Raw genomic sequence first — 18,711 nt, forward strand, 5'->3', positions numbered from 1 at the left:
TCTACGCCTTTTCTTGAAAAAATCTTTTTTTTATTGTGTATTTCGCAAAGTATATTAAGAAAAACACCAGTAGTATGTATGATAGGTCTATTTTAAATTTATATACTGTGCATGTTATCCCGAAGCATATTATCCATTTGGTTATTGATTTCTTCAGCATTTTTTTTGAGAATTCGAGCATGACCATTGACATTATTATGGTTGACGATATTTTTGCGCCTTCAAGGAATTTTTTTAAATAAATGTTATGTGAATCCAGATTCACATAAAGTGCTAGCATTGTGATTACGATTATGGAAGGCAAGATTCCAGCAATAGTTAATAAAATTGCTCCCTTGGAGCCTTTAAGTTTTTTGCCAATTAAGAATGCAAAATTGATTGCAGTAACGCCGGGAACTACGTTAGATGTAGCAAGTATATCATTAAACTCTTTTTCAGATATTAATTTTTTGTCATTCACAATTGCCTTTTTAAGCTCAGATATTATCAGCAACCCCCCCCCAATGGTAAGCGTTGTTATTTTAAACACGAGACAAAATAATCTAAATAAACCATATGATTCTTCTTTTGGTTTAGTCATATATCCATTTTTTAAACTTAACAGCCGGCATATAGGGTGTAATTATATCACGGTTAAATGGATTGTTTGTCGGTTTAAGTGTTTTAGGTGGATATTGCAATTTTATTTTGTGTGGTTTTATATGATATAATTCACTGGCTTATGAGTGACCAACTAAAGGTGTCGAATGTGGTTAAAGAGATATTTGTCTTTCAAGATTACGTCAATAAAATGCTTGAAACGATAATAGGTTATGGTTTTAAAATCCTTGTAGCAGTTTTTGTATGGTATTGTTTAAGGGTATTTATTAAGAATTTGAGTAAGCTATTTTTTGGAACTTTAAAAAAATCAAGGTTAGAGACAAAGCTGGACTCTACTATTTTCAACTTTTTAAAGTCTTTGTTTAGCGTAATGGTGGATATGGTGTTAATTTTGATAATTTTGCCTTATCTCGGGTTTCCCACAACTTCTATTTTTGCTGTATTTGGGTCTTTAAGCATTGCAATTGGGCTTGCTGCTCAAGGGATTTTGTCCAATTTTGTTAGTGGTTTAGTTGTTCTAAACTCTAATTTCTTTAAAATTGGGGATTACATTAAATGTGATGATTTTGAGGGGCAAGTAGATGATGTTCAGATATTCTTCACTACACTTAAGACTGTAGATGGCAGGGTTGTAAAGGCTCCAAATAGTAAATTTACAAACACATCAGTTATTAACTTTTCCACAAACCCTAAAAGAAGAGTTTCTTTAAGCTTTCAAGTTCCCTATGATACAGATATTGGGCTGCTTAAGGATAAGATGGAAAACCTGGCGTTTTCATTGAATAAAGAACAGTATGGCATTGATAGTCCTAGTGTTGTTGTGGAAAGCTACACACCTTACTACATAGTCATGCAGATAAGATGTTTTGTAAATACGGAGTTTTTTTGGGATTTTCAGTACTTCATAGCAGAAAACATTAAGGACGTATTAGCAAATATGGGAATAAAATTTCCTATTCACATTGTCGATTTTTACAAATTGCATTAGTAGCGTGATTCTTAATTATTTCGGAATAATATTCTTCAATTCTTTCTATGAAGAATAGACTTGAAAAAGCGGGAGAAGTTTCTTCTGTATTCTTTTTAAAAGCCCTTAATTTCTCCTCATCCCCTGTTATTTCGTCAATATATTTGTGTATATCCCCATAATTATCTATTAGGAAGCCATTTTTACCCTGCAAGATTACATCTTTATATATTACGTCGTTAATAAGTACGGCGGGCGCACCAGCGGTCAAAGCTTCAATTACTGTCATTGGATACACCTCACTTCTTGATAGACTTGCAAAGACATCAGAGGCTCTGTAGTAATAATACATCTCCTCCCACGGAATTGTTCCAATCAGTATTATTTGTTTTTCAAGTCCAAATTTCTGTCTGAAACGCTTTATTGCGCTCTCTTCTCGCCCCTTCCCTATAAGAATTAATTTATAATTTTTATTGTCAACTAAAAAATCCTTTAAGTGTTCTATTAGTAAGTGGATGTTTTTCTCTTTGTTTAATCTGCCAACAAACACTATGACCCTATCATTTTCGATTATCCCATATTTGCTTAAAATTTCTTTTTCTCTTGACTTATCTATCTGTTTTATAAAAAGATCCCTGTCGACCCCATTTGGAATGATTTTGTAATCTGATTGCTTTGAAAGTTTAAAATATTTGTCCTTTGCCTTAATTGATGGATAGATAAAATGATGTATTTGGTCGTAAAATTTTTTCATTATTTTGTCTGGATTGGTTAAATATTTTAATATCCCTAGGTAATGTAGATAGAAATCCCACATTGTGTGATTTGTATGAACTATTGGAATGTTAAGCTCCAAAGCCAATCTTTTTCCAATCTTGCCCATAGTGAACTCGGAGTGTGTATGAATTATTTCAGGTTGATATTTGCATATTATCTTTCTTATTCTTGATTTATTTGGAAACGCTATTCTGGCATCTACCTTGTGGTTAAGCTTTATTGATAAACAACGGTAAACGTTGTTTTCTCCTAAAATCTCTCTTCTGGAATTTGGACAAAAAATGTAAACAGTATGCCCTTTTTTTTCAAAACCTTCCTTAATTTGCCTTACGGATGTTGCGACTCCGTTTTTATCTGGAAGATATGTGTCTGTAAATATTGCGATTCTCATGCTTCGTCTCAGTGGTTAAAGTATAATATATTTGGCAGTTGAATTATAATATTGCTTAAATGCGAGAGGTTTATTTATTGTTGGGTAAAGAGCAGGGACTAAAAGAGGTCTATCTAAATGGTATTTTAAGTAAGCTTGGTGCCTTGCACAGTGATTTGTTGGTGAGTAAAATTTTTCTGTCGGATTTGTCTTCGGTTGAGCTTTCTGAGTTACTTTCAACCAATTCTTTTTTTGCTAGGGAAGAAGTTTTTATTGTTTATGAGGCTGAGAGTTTGAAGAACAAGAAGGAGCTGGGATTAATTTATAGTACCATTGAAAAATCTTTAAATAAAACTGTTATTCTTGTTTCCGACGAAAATTCAATCAGCTTTGATCCCAAGGATTCTTTGAGGTTGATTAAGAAAACTTTTTATGAATTATCCAATTCCGATAGGTTTTTATTTGTTAAGAAAACTTTTTTTGAACTTGGCATGAAAGTCACAGATAAAGCCATAAACCTGATGCTTTTCATGCTAGATTCGGATACCAAAACCTTGAAATTTTATATAAATTCCCTTTCTCTTCTTGTTAAAGACAGGACCATTAACGAGAGTGATGTGAAGTCTTGGATAGGGTATATAAGGCCGGAGAATTCTTTTTCCCTGTTTGAGTCTCTTTTAAAAAGAGAAATGGAGAGTTCTTTAATCAAGATGAAGTCTATCCTGGATCAGGGAGAAGATTTTGTTAGTGTATTAATGAGCCTTGGTTGGCAATTTAGGAAACTTTTAAAGATAAAAGTAGATTTCCAAGGTTCTGTTAGCATTTCATCTGTTTTTAAAAAACACAAAATATTTGCCTCACTGGAGGGAATTTATAAGACGGGACTTAAAAATTATTCATATTTTGATATCAAATTTATTTTAAAGGTATTTCATAAGTTTGATTTATATTCGAGGATTTATAGTAAGAATTTACATTTGAATCTAGCATACTTTATGGTTTGTATACTATTAAGACAAGAGGAAACCATTCTTAATAATTTTTCTTCTAAATTTAAGTATAATTTTTAAATAATTTTTGATTTTAAATTGAAAGGATATGATTTGGCTTTTGAGCGAAGTAAATTTAAATTTCTAACTTTATTCATTTGTTTTTTAATCTCTTGCGCCTCAAGGAGTGATACTGCGGGGATTGTGTTAGTGGAATTCTTGGATTCTGTTAAAGATTTTCAAAATAATCCTGAGAAGTTTTATGGGTTTTTTAATATTGCCAATGATGATGATATGGTCGCAAGGATTACTGGCCTTAAGAAAGAGGCAGGGAGTGATTTTATTCTTTATCCGTTGTTTTTTAATCATATGAAATATGTAATTAAGAGTAGAGCCGTCGTTTCGGATGCAGTTAAATTTGAGGTTGAGATTAGAAATATTAAATTTAAAAATGGTATGGAGAAATTTTTAAATAAGCTTAAAGAATCGGAATTAGAATTGGGGAATATAAAAAATCTTTTAATTCATGAGCGTAAAATTTTATTTGAAAAAGTAGTAAATGATGTTATAAACGATTTAAGTGAATTGGATTACATTTCAGTTTTACATACATTTAATCTTATCAAAACAGAGTCTGGTGAGTATAAAATAGACTTATCGGGGGAAGAGTTGACTGTGTCCGATAGGAATAAGCTTTTTGACGAACTTTTTTTAAAATTATCTCCGGGGATATTCCAAAATCTCTCAGTTGGACGCAATGAAAACTCCTGAGGAAGAAAATGGAGCCTCAATATTGATAATAGAACCTTATGCAAGTCCTTAAAATAGGAAAGATTGTTTTATGAGTCCATACTTTCAAAGTGTTTCTTTTCTGAAAATTTTTTTATCTTTTTTGCAAGATCAACGTTGATGTTCATCTTTTCAGCTATTTCATTTTCGCTTAAAGGAAGAATATCTTCATACGTGCCAAGTTTTTTTAAAATATTTTTTGCAAACTTTTCACCTATTCCTTCTATATCGCTGTAATTTAGCTTTATCTTTCCGTAAATCTTGCTATTAAATCTGCTTGCTCGCCTGTGTGCTTCGTCTCGAACATTTTGTAATATCTTAAGAGCAGGATCTCCCTCTGCAAGGTTAATACCTTGTGTCTTGTTTGGTACAAATATTGTCTCTTCTCTTTTTGCTAGTGCACAAATGGCCACCTTGTTTTCAATTTTCAAACCTTTTAAAATGGAGTAAGCAGAACTTAATTGCCCTTTTCCTCCATCTATTAAAATTAGATCGGGAAGCTCTAGGTTTTCATTGATTAGCTTTGAATATCTTCTTGATACAACTTCTTTTATTGCCTTAAAATCATCAATTTCTCCGTTATTTAACGAGTTTATTTTATAAACTCTGTATCCGCTTTTAAAGGGTTTCCCCATTGTAAAAGTGACCAAAGATGCTACTGTCTTGTGTCCACTAATGTGAGAAATGTCAAATCCTTCAATTTTTTTTGGAAGTTTTGTCATTTCAAGAGTAATTCTCAGGCTTTCTAATGCTTTATGCTTCTCGTTGTCATACTCCCTTAGTGCGATTTCTGCATTAGAAATTGCCATTTCCATTATCTTGATGGTATTTTCAGATTCTTCATAAATTATTTCAGTTTGTGTGTTTTTAAGTTCATTTATTAGTTTAGTGATATTTTTAGTTTCAATATCTTTAAAGACGTATATTTTATCAGGTACTATCATATTCACGGCTGTGTAATATTGAACCAAAAACTCTACTATTAGCTCATCCTCTTCATATATGCTCTCGTCAAAATTGATGTCTTTTTCTACTAATTTTCCGTTTCTATATTTAAGTATTACGACGATATTTATCATATCGGATTTATAGATGTATACATAATCTGCACTTAACTTGTTAAGTTTTGTAATTATTTGAGTTTGATTTATCTCTATTAACGATTTTTTGGTTTCTTTTAATTTTATTGCTTGCTCAAAATCTTCTTTTTTAATTACCTCTTTCATTTTTTTTTCAATTTCATCTAAAAGTTCAGATATGTTCCCATTTAGTACAGATCTTATCTTGTCTATTTCCTTTTTATACTCTTCTTCAAGATCATCTCTGTAGCACACTCCGAGGCATTGACCCATATGAAAGTAAAAACATGGAGTGTTTGATCTACTTTTGCATTTTCTAGTTTTAAATGTTTTGTTAATGAGGCCTAGTGCTAAATCCAAATTTTTTGCATTAACGTATGGTCCAAAATATTCACTTCTGTCATTTATTATTTTTCTAGTTTTAAAGACTCTTGGATACTTTTCGCGAGTTATTCTTATCATGGGATATCCCTTATCGTCCTTTAGTTTAATGTTATAGTCTGGCTTATGCTCTTTTATTAAATTGCATTCTAAAAGAAGAGCCTCATACTCACTATTTGTAGTAATTATTTCTATTCTCTCTACATTTTTCATTAATACTTTTGTTCTGTGTCCAGTTCTTTCCAGAAAATAACTCTTTACTCTTGATCTTAAATTTTTTGCTTTCCCAATGTACAATATTCTGCCAGATGCAGAGTACATCTTATAGCATCCGCTGGTAGTTGGAAATTCTTGTACTTTTTGATACAAACCCTGTAAGCGTTCACTCATGTTGTTTTACCATTGACTGTTAAAACAGTCATTTCTACTTTTATGATATAATGAATATACCATATTTGAGTAATGATGAGTGCGCTGTTTTTTGTTTGGAGAGCTGAAGGTTCGTAATGAGATTAGTTTTTGCATTTTTGCTGTTTTTTGTGTGTGCTCGTGGTGTTTTCCCACAGGAGCTTAAGTTAGTTCTTGATTCAAAAGATGGATTTAAGTTCATTCAAGAATCTCATAATGTCAGCTTTGAGAAGGATAATAGGGGTATTATTGGGATTTATTTGGATAGACACAAGGGTGCTTTGGATTCTAGTAGCGTTGATTTGAGGTTAGAAATTGAGGAGGGTAATCTTCTTAAAGATAACTCTTTAAATTATTTTGTTGATTCAAATAAGGCGAAGATTTCAAATTCTTTTCACAATATTTCAGGTAGTTCTTTAATTTTTTATTCGGGTAGAAATACCGTTAAGCTTAAGCCGCTAACGAGGAAGGCTTTTTTTTATTCAGGCAATGTAATTTCTGATTTTACTATTCAATTTTGGTTGTACCGTACCACTTCTGTTACTGGAGAGATTGTTGTGAATTGGAATGGGTATAAAAATATTAAGAACACTTGGTTAGACCAAGCTATCCGATTGGAGAGTGAAGGAGGGGCTTTTGTTTGGAGCTTTAACAATGTGTTTTTGAATGAAAAAGGGGATCCCATCAAGGTTAAAATAAAAAGCGATGACGATTTTGTTCCGAAAGAGTGGCATTTGCATACAATAAGGTATAGGCAGAAGGAGGGGTTGCTTGAATATTTGATAGACTCCAGACCACAGGCTATAGAGTATATTACCAGCGATCGAAGAGAGGGATCTGGTTATTTGTTAAATATTGGTAATTTTGTCGATTTTAATTTGGGACAGTATTTCACGGGAGCGATTGAAAATTTTGAAATTCACAAAAGTTTTGAGGAAGTAGGCAATGCTTTTTTCTCAAGAAGTAAGGGCTATATCATTACCGAGCCAATTAAGCTGTCCAAGGATTATTCTCAAATTATCTCTATTGACTTTGATAGTACGAAACCCAAAGATACAGAGATTGTTTATTATTATAGGCTAGATAATAAGGTGTTTTATGGAGCGAATGAAAGTGGAGAGATAAGGAAAAATTTGGAGGGGGATTGGATTCATTTTGATCCTATTGTCGGATTTCCTGATTCTAATGTATCAAAATACATACAAATTAAGGTTGAATTTTATCCAAATGGTAATCCTTTAGACAGTCCGGCTCTTTATAGTATGATGATTACCTATATACCTGAGGTGGCGCCCTTTCCGCCTGTAATAACAAAAGCCATTCCAGGTTCAGGAGAGGTGTTACTTGAGTGGGTTCCTGTCATTAATAGTAACATTATGGGTTATTACGTTTACATTGGAGTTAGTCCCGGTAACTATTATGTCAAATCTGGAGGCGTGTTGTCATCTCCTATTGATGTGGGCAATAATACTTCTTTCAAAATTACGGGTCTTGAGGATGGAAGGCTTTACTATATTAGTGTTGCTTCTTATGGTTTGGATAAGGGTGTAAACGAAGCTTCGTTTTCGAAAGAGATTTCAGTAAGACCCATGGAGATATTTAAAAAATATGAGTAATGGAGATTTTGAAAAAGCGTTAGAGCTTTACAAGAAAGGCGATTTTAAGAATGCTCTTCTAAATTTGGATGTTTTTGACGATAATTTTGATTCTCTTTCCCTTAAGGCTCTGATTTATTTTAGGCTTAAGGATTATAAGGCGCTTTTGTATATTTTGGATGTTTATCCTATTTTGAGTGAGTGTAGATTTTTAGTTAAGCTTTTAAATTATGGTAAGTTTGAGGGCGGGAGAGATGAATTAAGTTATTTTGAAAATTATAATCTTGGTGTTTTTTATTTTGGACTAAGAGAATATGAAAATTCTTTGGATTGTTTTTTAAGGGCGGGTGAGCAAAACTCAAGTCTTATTCAGGCTGCTAATAATGCTGCCGTTTTGCTTGAGATGTTAAACAGAAGAGAGGACGCTAGTCGTAACATTAGTATGGCCATTGATATAGACAAGGATAATCCTCTTGTTAAATTGAATAGTTGGCTTTTGAAGAATAACTTTGCTCTTGATGTTGCAAGGCCTTTAGAAATAGATGATAGCTTTTCTGAGGCTAACCTCGCCTTCGTTGTCAACTATTTGATCTACTACCTCTACACTATAGGAGAGATAAGTAATTCGGTTAAGCTTTCTGAGAGATTTTTAACTGACTCCAATTATTCTAGATATATTTGGCACAATAGAGCCACTGTTTTGCATAAAATAGGAAGCATGACACAGGCTACTAAATCTTATGTAAGAGCTATCTTGAGTTTTCCCAATATTTATACGATATACAATATGCATATAGCTACAATAGAGCTTTTAGACTTTTCTCCTAAAAAAGCAATCGAAAGAATGGTTCTAGATTATCCTGGTATGGATTTGGTTTGTTTTTATGCTTTTTTATTCTTTTTGAGGAATCGTGATCTTGAGGATGCATATTTCTATATGAAAAGGCTTTGCGAACTTAAGCCAGATACTTATTCTGACTTCTTAAAGTTGCTTGAGTCTAGGGAGGATGTTTTAATTGAAGAACTTTTGGAGGAGCTTGCAATATTTTTAAGGGGAAATTGGGTATTAGAATATTTGTTTTTTGTTGATAATTCTTTAAACTTAAAAGATCCTGTTTTTGTATTTGATTATGATATCAGGATTTGTCCATATATTTGGAAGGTTAAAAATGAGCACATTGAGCTCAGGGCTAATAGTAATGAAGTTTCTATTACTAAAGAGGTTTTGTCAAACGAGCTTAGGAATATTAATATCGATGTTTCAGTTAGAGAAATTAGGGATTTAATCGATGCTTATAGGGATTTTAGGATCAATTATTAGTTTGAGCATTTACTTTGTTTGTTGACAATGTTATTTGTCTAATATACTATTTACTAGTGTGTGAGGAGAGATGCCAGAGTGGCCGAATGGGGCTTCCTGCTAAGAAGTTGTCCTTTTAAAAGGGGACCATGGGTTCGAATCCCATTCTCTCCGTAGGGGGTTCTTGCTAGACATTTATCTTGACAGGAGTTTCTTTGATTTAATAGAATTGTAGTGATTTGGAGAGGTGGCAGAGTGGTTGAATGCTACGGTCTTGAAAACCGTCGTGGGTGTAAGCCTACCGTGAGTTCGAATCTCACCCTCTCCGTGGTTGGTTGTGGGATTTAGTGAGTTGGGATTGGCTGTCTAGCTTTCCGTGTTCCTGTTGACTGGGAATGTGAACTCGATCTTTCCGCTTGCATGATCCCCTATCGTAAGCGGGTCGTAGAAGAATATCACGTTGTTGTCCTTAAAGTAATGTTTGTGCTTTTTGAAGATTTCTTCAAAATTGTTTTCAAAGGCAGTATGGTTAATGTTGTCATTGCTGAATTTTTTAACTTCTTTCTTCACCTGTTCTTTCAATACTTGTATCAGAGAGTCTAGCTGATCTTTTGAAATTATGTCCGATATTTCTATTATTTTCTTTCCCTTTAGATTAATGGGAGAGTATGTTGTAACTCCATTTGCAGCACCTCGTTCTATCGTGTATTGTGAGTATAGAATTGATATAATTTGAAGGTCTTCATTTTTAAATATCTCAAACCCAGAATGATAAAAATATTCATGCTTATATTCTTCTGGGATTTTTTCTCCTAATCTTTCGGTTTCATTATAGACTTTCCACTCTTTTATAAGATTTTCAAGTCCAAGATCTAGCCCTGATAAAATTGGAATTTGGGCATCTATGTGAAAAATACTGCCGTTTTGATAAGTTCCGGTTTCTTTCATTACTTTTGTTTCAATATTGATTTCATCTTCTTCTGTTTCTTTTTCAGATTTTGAGCAAGACGCAAGTAGCAAAAGCATTGCCACCACCTTCCAAGTAGCTGAAAATTTAAACGTCATTTGTTTCTCCTTTCACAAACAACCGTTTCCACTCCTTTCGCACCAAAGATATTAACTGTACTTTGTGAGTTAAGTTTATTGTAATAAATAATGTTTTTTATTACAATAAACTTAATATTTATTGTGCCCATAGCTCAGCTGGATAGAGCGTTAGATTGCGGTTCTGAAGGTCAGAGGTTCAAGTCCTCTTGGGCACGGAAGTTGCCAAATTTGGAGAGATGGCTGAGTGGCTGAAGGCGCGCGCTTGGAAAGCGTGTATACATGTAAGTGTATCATGGGTTCGAATCCCATTCTTTCCGGTTCCTAGGACCCGCACTATTGAGGATTGCCCAATCCCGTCAGGACTGGAAGGTAGCAGCGGTAAGTGATTTCTTGATGAGTGCGTAAGTCTTGGGTTTTTTTGCTCGAATGAGTGATGTTCTCTAGATTAGTGCTTTGTATTGTTTGAAGAGTGATCTTTTTTATTTGGTGGGGGTTATACCGTTGCATCTGGGGTTTGATTGGGGTTTTTGTTTATGTGTGGAGAGATGAGATGATGTCTTTAAGGGGTACTGCTGTTAAGAGGCGTCCTAAAGATTTTAATTCTCTTGAGGGACAAGATTTTGTTGCTGAGACTTTAAAGCATTCAATAGAAAATAATAAGATAGCTAATGCTTATATATTTTCAGGTCCACGAGGTGTTGGCAAGACTTCTTCTGCAAGGGCTTTTGCTAGATGTCTGAATTGTAAAACAGGTCCAACGGTTGTTCCTTGTGGGGTATGTACAAGTTGTAAATCTATTGATAATGATAGTAGCCTTGATGTTGTTGAAATTGATGGTGCTTCGAATACCTCTGTGCAAGATGTTAGGCAAATTAAAGAAGAAATAATGTTTCCTCCCGCTAGTTCAAAATATAGGGTTTACATTATCGATGAAGTTCATATGCTTTCAAACTCTGCTTTTAATGCTCTTTTAAAGACAATTGAGGAGCCCCCTGGCTATATTGTTTTTATTTTTGCTACCACAGAAGTGCATAAACTTCCCGACACAATAAAGAGTAGGTGTCAACATTTTAATTTTAGGCTTTTACCCCTAAATAAGGTTTATGAGATGCTGAAGCGGGTTTGTCTTGAAGATAATATTAAATACGAGGACGAAGCATTGAAATGGATTGCGTATAAGAGTGGAGGAAGTGTAAGAGATTCTTATACTCTTTTTGATCAAATTGTCGCCTTTAGTAGTTCTGACATAAAACTTGATCAGATAAAATCTAGGATGGGTGTGTCTAGCGATGAAGTTTTGGAAAAATTAGCATTAAGTATTCTTAATGGGGATTTGAAGGAACTGATTCATGTTCTGGATACGTCTTTTTTGACGGGGATTTCATGTGAACAGTTCCTTCTTGATGTGATTGAATTTTTTAGAGAAATATTGTTTTTAAAGTTAGATGTTAAAAATATTGCCTTTATTGGGGTTAAATCTGAGAGTTTAAAAGAAAAGTTATTGGAGTTTGATTTAAATCATGTTGAAAGGAGTATTAGTGTACTGCTTGAGACTTATAGGGATTTACAGTTTTCGGTAAACCCCAAGTATGAACTTGAGATCTGCTTTATTAAAATAGTCAGGCTTAAAGATTATATACCGAACCATGTTTTAATTAAACAAATACAAGACATTGAAGACAGGGTATGTTTAGAGGATGGGCTTAGCGTAGATGATATTGGCTTAAAGCTAGGAACAGGGGATATTGCTTCAATAGAAGATGAACTGGATAAAAGTGGATCTATCTCTTCGGGTTCTAAAGAGGAGCTTTCTGAAAATTTAGATTCTGATGCAATTGATGAGATTTTTATGGAGGAGGAAGATGACTTTAACAAGTTAGAAGAGAGTGATAAAATCAAGGAGAGATTTATTTATTTCGTATCCAAATATGTGCAAACTTTGGTGTATTCGGGTGAGATTGTGATTGAGGACGATGTGCTTTATTATAAAATTTTTAGTCTTTTTGAGTACAATCAGCTCCAGGCTTATCAACGTGAGATAAGGTCTGAGTTTTGCAAGGAGTTTCCTAAATTAAGGGTTGTATTTCAGAGTCATTTTAAGAATATTGATGATGGATTTGAAAATGAAGTTATGAGAGTTAAAGGCATCTTTGGAGCGATTGAGGTGAAGGAGTGAAGTATGGTGGGTAGTCCGTTAGATTTTTTGAAAAACATGTCAAACCTTAAGGATAATGTTGATAATATTAAAAGGGAAATATCTCAGATTGTTGTCTATGGTAGGGCAGGGAGTGATGTTGTTATTGTTGAGATGAATGGGGAGTTTCTTGTTAAAAAGGTTACAGTTAAGGAAGAATTTTTTAGTGATCTGGACAATGAGGCTCTTGAACATATGATGAAAGCGGCTTTCAATGATGCTATTTCTAAGGTTAAGGAAGAGGTAAAATCAAAGGCAATGGGTTCTATTCCATTTGGGATTTAAGATTTGATTATAAAAGATTTAATTAATTTAATTTCCAAGTTACCGGGTATAGGCAAGAAGACTGCAATACGGATGGTTTATGACATTTTATCTAGTAGTGATGAATATGCGCAAAATCTTGGACAAAGTTTAATTAATCTTCATTCTAGTATAAGAAAATGTAAGAATTGTTACAATTTTACTGAACAAGAATTTTGTGATGTTTGTACAGATTTAAATAGAAATAAGGGTCTAGTTTGTGTTGTGGAGACACCACAAGACTTGGAAGTTATTGAATCTACTAGGGAGTATGATGGACTTTATTTTGTGCTTCATGGGCATCTTAATCCTTTAAAAGATGTTGGCCCTAGTAAATTAAATCTTGATAAACTGGCAGGATATGTTAGTAGACTTGGAGCTCAAGAGGTAGTTGTTGCTACAGAATTTAGCATTGAAGGAGATGTAACGGCCAACTATATTAAGAGCATTTTGAAAGATTTAGATATTAATGTTACAAGAATAGCTTCTGGCCTTCCTGTTGGGGGAAGCATTAGTAGTTCAGATAAAATTACTGCCCTTAGGGCGTTTCGTTTGAGACTTAAGATATAAAGTTTGGTAATTTATTGTTAGATGTGTTAGTGCTTCTATGGGTTTAATGTGTGTAATATTGGTTGATGCTAATTAGGCATTTTAATTTATAGTTTTAAGGAATTTCACTTATGTGATGTTTATTTTATTGTAAGGCTTATTAATTGAAATATTGGAGGGGGGTGTTATTTTATCCTAGTAATTAATTTTTGTAATTTGTGTATTTTGAGGCAGATGTTGATTAATGAAGTTAATTATAAGTTACAATTAGCTTGATTTGTATTCTAAATAGAGGAGGGTTTCGTGCCTAATTTAATACAAAAGACTTTGTGTGTTGTTAAGCCTGATGGTGTTAGAAGAGGTTTGATTGGTAGTGTGCTTACTAGATTCGAGAGGGCGGGACTAAAAATTGTGGCCACCAAGATGGTTTTAGTTGATAGAAAAATGGCAGAGGATCATTATTTGTATGATGATATTGCTACAAGACATGGAAAAGTTGTTTGGAAGTCTTTAATTGATTTTATAACGAGTTCTCCGGTTTTTGCGTTTGTGGTTGAAGGTGTTGAATCTATTGAGGTTGCCAGAAAGCTTTGTGGCTCTACAGAGCCAAAAACAGCTTCTCCTGGCACAATAAGAGGTGATTTTTCTTATCATAGTTTTAACTACGCAAATGGAAAAAAATTTTCAATTTACAATGTTATCCATGCCTCAGCCAATATTGAGGATGCCATTCGTGAAATACCGATTTGGTTTAAAGAAAATGAAATTTTAACTTATAGAAGGGACGATGAACTTGAACATTATTATGATTGTTTTTAGTTTGACATATTGAGCAAGGAACTACAATAGGAGGTATCAACAAGATGATTTGCTGATATCTGTTCAAGATGATATTTTTTTGTAATTCGTTTTGAGAAAAGCGTTAGACTTTCGATTTTAGAGTTTTAATCCTATGAAGATTCGTTCGAAGTTGTATACGGGTTATTAACAACAGAAGGTATTTTAATTCAGTTTAACTAGTTGTTAGGTATAAAATAAACTTCATGGTAGGCCTTGGGAAATATTTTGTGATTTTTTTGTAATTCATAAGCAGACTAAAGCTAATTTTTAAAGGGTGATATTTTCAAGGAAAGTGTTGATACTTTAAAAGTCTGTGAGCTTTTTTTAGATTTAATGATGTAAAATGTGATTACCTAAGTTGGTTAATGAGGGTTGTTTCAAAATTTAATATTTGCTTGTTTCATTAAGGAGACTACAGGAGACTTTGTAAGTTTGTGCAGGGTGTTTATGTGAAAATATTTGATCCTCCTTTCTTTTTAATATCTTTGCTTCTTGTAGGCTGTACTTTTAATTACGATGAGTATTCCAGTAGGTCAGAGGCTGCTAAGAAAACTCCTTCAATACAGATATTGGGAATTAGTTATCATAATATTGTGGGCGGGAAGAAGCAAACTGTGCTAGAATCCTTGAGTTTTAATTATTTTCATGATTACAAAATTTATGAGGTGAAGAATGGACGTTTTTTGTATCATTCTTTAGATAATAAGATTTCAGGTAAATTTAATAAATTAGAAGGCTCTCATATTACTAAAAATCTAGATATGAAAGATTCTGTGGAGTTGAAAATAGAAGATGTGAACAACTATTATTTGATTAATACCAATAGGCTTTTATGGCGGGATAACGACAAGAAAATGTTTTCACCCCCAAACGAAATAGTTTTAATTAGATTTGATGATAGCAATATAAAAGGAAAAGGATTTTCATACTTTTTAAATCACAATCATTTTTATTTTTATTCCGGTATGGAAGGATTGGTAAGATGAAGAGTTGCATTGTTTTTTTGCTTTTCGTTTCTTTGTTCAGTGGTTATGCTCAAGGTAACAATAGACCTGAAAAGACTAAAGTAGAAAAAAATTCACAGAAGAAAAATAGTTTTACTTTCAAAGCAGATTTCTCCCAAGGGGTCATGTCCTCTCTTTATAGGAGAGTAGTTTTGAAGGGAAATCCTGAGGTTATCTCGTCTGATTTTAAACTCAGGGCCGATGAGATTGAAATTTATGGAGAAGGTAGTTCTTATATTGAGGCTCGTGGAAGTGTTTATTATGAAGATTATAAAAATAAAATGAATGTTAAGGCGCAATTTTTATTCTTTAATAGAAAATTGGATAATTTTTATCTTCAAAGGGATGTTGAGCTTGAAGATTTAGAGAATGAACTTGTTGTTAAGGCTGAAAGAATAGAGGGGGGACATAAGTCAAACGTTTATGTTATGCAGTATTCTGTTAAGATATACAAAGGAGATACTTTTGCAAGAGCTGAGAATGGAATTTATAACAAAGAAAAAAAGGAAATTGTCCTTGAGGGTGTTCCGGTGATTTATCAAGATGATAATTATTATTCTGCGGCAAGAATAATTTTTAACACTGAGACTAGTAAATATAATCTTGAGGGGAGCGTTGAGGGTAAATTTACTCAGACAGAGGAAGATGTTTCTAGGGAAAAGAAATAAAATAAAATCAGTAAAGGAAAAACTTGATGTTGGTCATGCTAATGATATTGTCCTTAAGGCGGATAGTATTGTTAAGAAGTATGGGGAAAAAGTAGCTGTTAGTGGTGTTACTATTGATATTCATCGCGGCGAGGTTGTGGGTTTACTTGGACCAAACGGCGCTGGGAAGACCACTACCTTTTATACTATTGTGGGGTTTATTAAATCTAACAGTGGGCGTGTGCTGATAAACGATTATGATGTTTCTGGTCTTAATATGTATGAGCGGGCTCGGATAGGTATTGTGTATCTACCACAAGATCCTTCTATCTTCAGAGAGCTTACAGTAGAGGACAATATTTTAGTTGCGCTTGAGAGGAGAGAGGATCTATCTCAAGCTGAGCGTAATATGGAGCTTATGAATCTTCTTAGCGAATTTGAGATAAAAAGAATACGGCATCAAAAGGCCTATACTCTTTCTGGTGGGGAGAGGAGGAGAACTGAGATAGCTAGGGCTCTGGCAGTCAATCCGTATTTTTTGTTGCTTGATGAACCTTTTGCAGGTATTGATCCTATTGCTATTTGTGATATAAAAGACATAATAAGGGTTTTAAAAAGTAAAAATATTGGTGTGTTAATTACAGATCACAATGTAAGAGATGCTTTTGATATAATAGACAGAGCTTATATTATTTACCAAGGACAGGTGCTTGATGAGGGTAATGTCTCCTATATTATAAACAGCGAAAAGGCTAAAAAGCTTTACCTTGGTGAAGAGTTTAGATTGTGAGAGTAATTGAGAGGGAGCTTTATTACGAGTTTGAATTAGACCCTAGCATTAAATTGATCTATACTAAGCGTCCTTTTGATTTGGATATTAAAAACATTAATAACTATAATCTATGTTTTATTCCTAGTAGCAAGAAAGTAAAATATTTAAAACAACTACATACAAATATTGTTTATAAGGTTTTTGATGATTTTGTTAATTTTCAAGAGGGGGATGGATTTGTTTCTTCTTCCCACAACGTTGCTCTGCTTGCCTACTATGCAGATTGTCTTCCAATATATTGTTTTGATAGTGTTAAAAAATATATAGGACTTATTCATAGTGGATATAGGGGTAGTTTTAAACTCATTTTTCTTAAAATGCTGCTTATGTTTGAAAGTATGGGATCAAATTTTGGGGATTTAAAGGTTGTATTTGGCCCTTATAACAGGGCATGTTGTTATGAGATTTCTTCGGAGTTTTTAGCAAAGGCAAAATCAAAATTTGGTAGGAAGTTGTTGGATTTATCTTTTTGTAGTAGAAATGGTAGAATGTACTTCGATAATGGCAGTTTTAATTTAAGGCTAGTTTCTAATTTTGAATTGGATATTAGAGATTCGGGGCTTTGTACTTATTGTGAGCGAAATCTTTATTCTCACAGAGAGCATAAAGGTGGAAGGAGTTATGCTGCAATTTGGAGAGTTTAGCTTGAAAGTTAAGGATTTATCATTCAAGTTGGATGAGGTATTTCGGGTAAAGGATTTTAAGGATATTGACAAAAGCCTTAATGGTCTTCAGGTGGGCAATTTGGAAGCTGGGGTTAGTAAGGTTGCTTTTGCTGTTGATGCAAGCATGATGGTTCTAAAAGAGGCCAAGGGTTGTGATTTTTTAATAACTCATCATGGTATTTTTTGGTCAAAGTCTGAAAGAATTGTTTCTGCAATGTATGAAAAGGTTAAGTATCTTATCGATAACGGCATAGCTCTTTATTCTATACATTTACCGATGGATGCCCATCCCATTTATTCTCATAGCAAGACATTTTCCGATTTTTTTGGGTTTAAAGATCCTATTCCTTTTGCAAATTATAAGGGAGCTAGTCTGGGTATTATTTCTGTTGCTAACACTAATTTTTCTGAGATTCTTAACGAGATTAAGAAGCACAATAAACGTCTTCTTTATTACAAAGAATTTAAGGAATATGTTTACAGGGTGGCGATTGTTAGTGGTTCTGGGTATTCTTTTTTTGAGGAGGCCTTGGAGTATGCTGTTGATTTGTTCGTAACAGGGGATACCTCCCATCAAATATATTCTCTGGCTGAAGAGTGTGGTGTGAATTTGATATTTGCTGGTCATTATTTCACCGAGACATTTGGCTTAATAAAATTAATGGAGTACTTTAGGAATTATGCAGAATTGCAGCTTAAATTCATTGACAATGACACCAATTTATGAGGATTTTATATGAATGTAAGAAACAAATTGGCTAATAATTACTTGTTTATTTCCGTTCTAGTTTTTTTTGATCAATTATCTAAGTACTTGATTGTTCGGTATGTTGAACTTGGGGATGAGTATTTATCTATTTTTGGAGATTTTTTTAAAATAATACATGTTAGGAATACTGGGATTTTATTTTCAATAGGTTCTAATATTGATGATAATTTAAAGAATTTGTTTTTTCTCGTGCTTCCCATTGTTGTTTTGATTTTTGTTTTTTATTTTTCCTTAAGAGAGAGGAATGGTTTAATTAGAATTTCACTTTTATTGATTTTGTCTGGTGGTATCGGGAATATTATTGATAGACTATTTAGACCCCTGGGAGTTGTGGATTTCCTAGATGTAAAATTTTTTGGCATTTTTGGACTGCAGAGATGGCCAACTTTTAATTTTGCAGACAGTTATGTTGTAGTAGGCATAGTTTTGTTTGTGATTTGTGATTTGTTTATAAAAAATAGAAAGTGTTAATCCATGAAAATTTTATATTTTATTTTGTGTTCATTGACTAATTTATCTTTGATGCTTTTGGTTTTCTTTCTAGAGTTTTTTTTTGTTGCTAAACTTAACATTATTGTTTCTCCTTTTTTTCAGTTATTTTTGGTT

At 33.3% G+C, this 18,711-nt stretch carries 19 protein-coding genes, 4 tRNA genes and 1 other RNA gene; 20 read left to right on the forward strand and 4 right to left on the reverse strand.

Annotated features, from left to right (window positions below; translation table 11 throughout):
• Window position 1: 1 nt before the first annotated feature.
• The gene (locus tag LKV13_RS02265) at window positions 2-580 is read right to left on the reverse strand and encodes a chromate transporter (protein WP_229088990.1); all 579 of its coding nucleotides are present in this window, start codon (window positions 578-580) and stop codon (window positions 2-4) included.
• 168 nt (window positions 581-748) lie between these two features.
• Here LKV13_RS02265 and LKV13_RS02270 point away from each other — a divergent pair, with 168 nt between their 5' ends.
• Window positions 749-1,588 carry a mechanosensitive ion channel family protein gene (locus tag LKV13_RS02270; RefSeq protein WP_229088991.1) on the forward strand — a complete coding sequence of 280 codons (840 nt, stop codon included), beginning with the start codon at window positions 749-751 and terminating at the stop codon, window positions 1,586-1,588.
• On the opposite strand, the gene LKV13_RS02275 is transcribed toward LKV13_RS02270, so the two are convergent.
• Window positions 1,554-2,735, reverse strand: coding sequence for a glycosyltransferase (locus LKV13_RS02275; RefSeq protein ID WP_229088992.1), 1,182 nt, complete (start codon window positions 2,733-2,735; stop codon window positions 1,554-1,556). The two genes, LKV13_RS02270 and LKV13_RS02275, sit on opposite strands and share 35 nt — an antisense overlap.
• Window positions 2,736-2,794: 59 nt before the next feature.
• Here LKV13_RS02275 and holA point away from each other — a divergent pair, with 59 nt between their 5' ends.
• Together holA and LKV13_RS02285 are read left to right on the forward strand one after the other, a co-directional pair.
• Window positions 2,795-3,784, forward strand: coding sequence for a DNA polymerase III subunit delta (holA, locus tag LKV13_RS02280; RefSeq protein ID WP_229088993.1), 990 nt, complete (start codon window positions 2,795-2,797; stop codon window positions 3,782-3,784).
• 33 nt (window positions 3,785-3,817) lie between these two features.
• The gene (locus LKV13_RS02285) at window positions 3,818-4,474 is read left to right on the forward strand and encodes a hypothetical protein (RefSeq protein ID WP_229088994.1); all 657 of its coding nucleotides are present in this window, start codon (window positions 3,818-3,820) and stop codon (window positions 4,472-4,474) included.
• A 68-nt stretch (window positions 4,475-4,542) separates the two neighbouring features.
• On the opposite strand, the gene uvrC is transcribed toward LKV13_RS02285, so the two are convergent.
• On the reverse strand, window positions 4,543-6,342 hold the full coding sequence (gene uvrC / locus LKV13_RS02290; RefSeq protein WP_229088995.1) for an excinuclease ABC subunit UvrC: 1,800 nt from the start codon (window positions 6,340-6,342) through the stop codon (window positions 4,543-4,545).
• A 116-nt stretch (window positions 6,343-6,458) separates the two neighbouring features.
• Here uvrC and LKV13_RS02295 point away from each other — a divergent pair, with 116 nt between their 5' ends.
• The 4 genes from LKV13_RS02295 (at window position 6,459) to LKV13_RS02310 (ending at window position 9,583) form a co-directional block, all read left to right on the forward strand.
• Entirely contained in the window at window positions 6,459-7,976 is a 1,518-nt protein-coding gene (locus tag LKV13_RS02295; RefSeq protein WP_229088996.1) for a fibronectin type III domain-containing protein, read from the forward strand.
• Complete coding sequence (locus tag LKV13_RS02300; protein ID WP_229088997.1) at window positions 7,969-9,276, forward strand: tetratricopeptide repeat protein; 1,308 nt, start codon at window positions 7,969-7,971, stop codon at window positions 9,274-9,276. Before LKV13_RS02295 ends, LKV13_RS02300 begins: the two co-directional genes overlap by 8 nt.
• A gap of 64 nt (window positions 9,277-9,340) precedes the next feature.
• A tRNA-Ser gene (locus LKV13_RS02305) sits at window positions 9,341-9,429 on the forward strand.
• Window positions 9,430-9,496: 67 nt separating this feature from the next.
• A tRNA-Ser gene (locus tag LKV13_RS02310) sits at window positions 9,497-9,583 on the forward strand.
• Window positions 9,584-9,621: 38 nt separating this feature from the next.
• On the opposite strand, the gene LKV13_RS02315 is transcribed toward LKV13_RS02310, so the two are convergent.
• A complete protein-coding gene (locus LKV13_RS02315; protein ID WP_229088998.1) occupies window positions 9,622-10,320 on the reverse strand; it encodes a DUF3298 domain-containing protein in 699 nt (232 codons plus the stop codon).
• 123 nt (window positions 10,321-10,443) lie between these two features.
• Here LKV13_RS02315 and LKV13_RS02320 point away from each other — a divergent pair.
• The 13 genes from LKV13_RS02320 to lspA all read left to right on the forward strand — a co-directional run bounded on the left by LKV13_RS02320 (window position 10,444) and on the right by lspA (window position 18,576).
• Window positions 10,444-10,517: transfer RNA gene (locus LKV13_RS02320), tRNA-Arg, on the forward strand.
• Between the two features lie 15 nt (window positions 10,518-10,532).
• Window positions 10,533-10,619 (forward strand) — tRNA-Ser (locus tag LKV13_RS02325).
• Window positions 10,620-10,621: 2 nt separating this feature from the next.
• Window positions 10,622-10,719: signal recognition particle sRNA small type (gene ffs, locus LKV13_RS02330), an RNA gene on the forward strand.
• 133 nt (window positions 10,720-10,852) lie between these two features.
• Window positions 10,853-12,478, forward strand: a complete 1,626-nt coding sequence (gene dnaX / locus LKV13_RS02335; protein ID WP_229089694.1) for a DNA polymerase III subunit gamma/tau — start codon at window positions 10,853-10,855, stop codon at window positions 12,476-12,478.
• Between the two features lie 3 nt (window positions 12,479-12,481).
• Window positions 12,482-12,781 (forward strand): YbaB/EbfC family nucleoid-associated protein, encoded by a 300-nt coding sequence (locus LKV13_RS02340; protein WP_229088999.1) that lies wholly within the window; start codon window positions 12,482-12,484, stop codon window positions 12,779-12,781.
• 3 nt (window positions 12,782-12,784) lie between these two features.
• Window positions 12,785-13,369, forward strand: a complete 585-nt coding sequence (gene recR, locus LKV13_RS02345) for a recombination mediator RecR (RefSeq protein ID WP_229089000.1) — start codon at window positions 12,785-12,787, stop codon at window positions 13,367-13,369.
• Between the two features lie 282 nt (window positions 13,370-13,651).
• Window positions 13,652-14,167, forward strand: coding sequence for a nucleoside-diphosphate kinase (locus LKV13_RS02350; protein ID WP_229089001.1), 516 nt, complete (start codon window positions 13,652-13,654; stop codon window positions 14,165-14,167).
• A gap of 476 nt (window positions 14,168-14,643) precedes the next feature.
• Window positions 14,644-15,174 carry a hypothetical protein gene (locus LKV13_RS02355; protein WP_229089695.1) on the forward strand — a complete coding sequence of 177 codons (531 nt, stop codon included), beginning with the start codon at window positions 14,644-14,646 and terminating at the stop codon, window positions 15,172-15,174.
• Window positions 15,171-15,860, forward strand: a complete 690-nt coding sequence (locus LKV13_RS02360) for an LptA/OstA family protein (protein WP_229089002.1) — start codon at window positions 15,171-15,173, stop codon at window positions 15,858-15,860. Before LKV13_RS02355 ends, LKV13_RS02360 begins: the two co-directional genes overlap by 4 nt.
• Window positions 15,838-16,629: an LPS export ABC transporter ATP-binding protein gene (lptB, locus tag LKV13_RS02365; RefSeq protein ID WP_229089696.1), complete on the forward strand. Its 792-nt coding sequence runs from the start codon at window positions 15,838-15,840 to the stop codon at window positions 16,627-16,629. Before LKV13_RS02360 ends, lptB begins: the two co-directional genes overlap by 23 nt.
• Window positions 16,626-17,315, forward strand: coding sequence for a peptidoglycan editing factor PgeF (gene pgeF, locus LKV13_RS02370; RefSeq protein WP_229089003.1), 690 nt, complete (start codon window positions 16,626-16,628; stop codon window positions 17,313-17,315). The genes lptB and pgeF overlap by 4 nt, the downstream gene beginning before the upstream one ends.
• A gap of 1 nt (window position 17,316) precedes the next feature.
• Entirely contained in the window at window positions 17,317-18,063 is a 747-nt protein-coding gene (locus tag LKV13_RS02375; RefSeq protein WP_229089698.1) for a Nif3-like dinuclear metal center hexameric protein, read from the forward strand.
• Between the two features lie 9 nt (window positions 18,064-18,072).
• On the forward strand, window positions 18,073-18,576 hold the full coding sequence (gene lspA, locus LKV13_RS02380; protein ID WP_229089004.1) for a signal peptidase II: 504 nt from the start codon (window positions 18,073-18,075) through the stop codon (window positions 18,574-18,576).
• The last annotated feature ends 135 nt before the right edge of the window (window positions 18,577-18,711 follow it).

The sequence above is a fragment of the Candidatus Borrelia undatumii genome (assembly GCF_020882015.2).
Classification (GTDB): domain Bacteria; phylum Spirochaetota; class Spirochaetia; order Borreliales; family Borreliaceae; genus Borrelia.